Annotated in this window: 1 protein-coding gene and 1 pseudogene; both read right to left on the reverse strand. The window is 67.8% G+C overall.

Translation table 11 applies throughout. The annotated features are described in order from the left end of the window. Positions 1 to 156 precede the first annotated feature (156 nt). Positions 157 to 1,692, reverse strand: a complete 1,536-nt coding sequence (locus ABZV38_RS40205; RefSeq protein ID WP_356333895.1) for a sodium:solute symporter family protein — start codon at positions 1,690 to 1,692, stop codon at positions 157 to 159. 61 nt (positions 1,693 to 1,753) lie between these two features. Beyond that, positions 1,754 to 2,086: pseudogene (locus tag ABZV38_RS40210) on the reverse strand (enolase C-terminal domain-like protein); the annotation flags it as partial. Positions 2,087 to 2,180 lie beyond the last annotated feature (94 nt).

Raw genomic sequence — 2,180 nt, forward strand, 5'->3', positions numbered from 1 at the left:
CGCCCTCGTCATGCTCACCCTCGCCGGAGAACGTCCCACCCTCCCCGGCCGCCAACCCGCCACAGAGTGACCCACTCATACGGCAGGAGAGCCACAAATTGGATGGGTGTGCACCTTGACGAGTTGTCGGATAGGGGTACGGGGTCCGGAGCCGCGTCAGTCGGAGGCGCCGCGCACGGCGGGCTGCGGCACCGCGGCAACCACCGGCTCGCTGTCACCATCGGGGGCGGGCGACACCGCGGCCACGATCGCGTCGGCCGTCGCGTCGGGCTCCGGGCTGAGCAGGCCGACCATCACGTACACCACCAGCGACGTCACCAGCGGAGTCACGATGATGACGGTCTGGTCCGTGCTCTCCAGCACGAACTTCACCAGGACGTAGCCCAGCAGCCCCAGCGCCCAGGAGGACAGGGCGGCGCGCGGCCCGCACTTGCGGAAGAGTGGCAGCAGCCCCAGCAGCATCGGGATGGAGATCGGCCCCATCACGGCCGCGACCAGGCCGACGATGATGCCGAGCACCCCGCCGAAGTGATCGGCCTCGATGGCGACGAGCATGCTGACGGTGATGAACACGACCGTGCACACACGGGCGATGAGCAGTCCGGTCGCCGGCGGCAGTTCCTTGGCGCGGCGCACGACCGCCGGGATGATGTCGCGGGTGACGACCGCGGAGACCGCGTTGGCGTCCGACGAGGCCATGGCCATGGTGTGCGAGAACATCCCGGCGAGCGTCAGACCCACCAGTCCGGCCGGCAGGTACGACTCCGCCATCAGCGCGTAGACCTTCTGCGGGTCGGCGATGTCCGGCATGAGCACGGCCGCGGCGACGGGCGGGAAGAGCAGTACCGCCGGCCAGATCACGTACAGCACCGCGGACAGCCCGGCCGAACGGCGGGCGGCCTGCGGGGTGTCCGTGGCCATGTAGCGCTGGGCCAGGTTCCACATGCCGCCGTTGTACTCGAAGAGCTTCACGACGACGTACGCACCGAGGAAGGTGGCGGTGTAGGAGCCGACCAGCGGGTGACCGTGTCCCTCCGGCAGCTTGTGCCAGATCGTGCCCAGACCGGATATGCCGTCGCCCAGACGGTCCAGCACCACCCAGACCATGGCGAGCGCCGCGACGCCCTGGATGACGAACTGCCCGAAGTCGGTGAGCGCATCGGCCCAGAGGCCGCCCACGGTGCAGTAGAGGAGGGTGACGACGCCGGTGATCAGAATGCCCGCCGTCATCGACATGCCGGTGAACACATTGAGCAGCACGGCGACGGACGCCCATTTGGCGGCCACGTCGAACACCTTGAGCAGGGCGCCGCTCCAGGCGAGCGCCTGCTGGGTGGGCACGTTGTAGCGCTTGGCGAGATATTCGAGCGGAGAGGCGACCGCGTAACGCTGCCTCAGCCGGTTCCAGCGCGGCGCGAACAACCAGGCACCCACACCGGTGCCCAGCGCGAGCGGCAGGAATGCCCAGACGTAGACGGTGATGCCGTAGCTGTACGCGATGGCCGCGTAGGCGACGAACACGGCGGCGCTGTATCCGGACATGTGATGGGAGATGCCGGACAGCCACCAGGGCATCCGGCCGCCACCGGTGAAGTAGTCGCTCACATCACCGACGCGCCGGTGCGACCAGAGGCCGATGAGCAGCATCACCAGGAAATAGCCGCCGAGGGCGGCCCAGTCGAGCCAAGCCATGAATGCTCCTTGACATGCTGTGATATGCGGAGGTACTGCGGCGGCCATGGGCCGCCGTCGCTCACCAGCGCGGAGTCTTCTTCTCGTAGTGGGGGTCGATCCGCTGCATGTAACCGGTGTCGTCCCGGTTGCGCAGACCGCAGCTGAGGTACTGCTCGTGCAGGCGGGCGAGGGCGTCGCGGTCGAGTTCGACACCGAGCCCCGGTCCCTGCGGAACCCGCACGGACCCGTCGGTGAACGTCAGCGCACCCGGTTCCACGACTTCCTCGGTCTTCCACGGCCAGTGGGTGTCACAGGCGTAGGTGAGGTTCGGCGTGGCGGCCGCCAGATGAGTCATCGCGGCCAGACTGATCCCCAGATGCGAGTTGGAGTGCATGGACAGTCCCATGGCGAAGATGCCCCTATGTTTCGTCAAGTGGTGAGGACGGAACCGGGATGGCGGTCCTCGGCAGGATGTGTCGGTAGATCTCGCGGGCGACGTAGCGTTT

This window comes from Streptomyces sp. NPDC005181, assembly GCF_040608395.1.
Classification (GTDB): Bacteria; Actinomycetota; Actinomycetes; order Streptomycetales; family Streptomycetaceae; genus Streptomyces.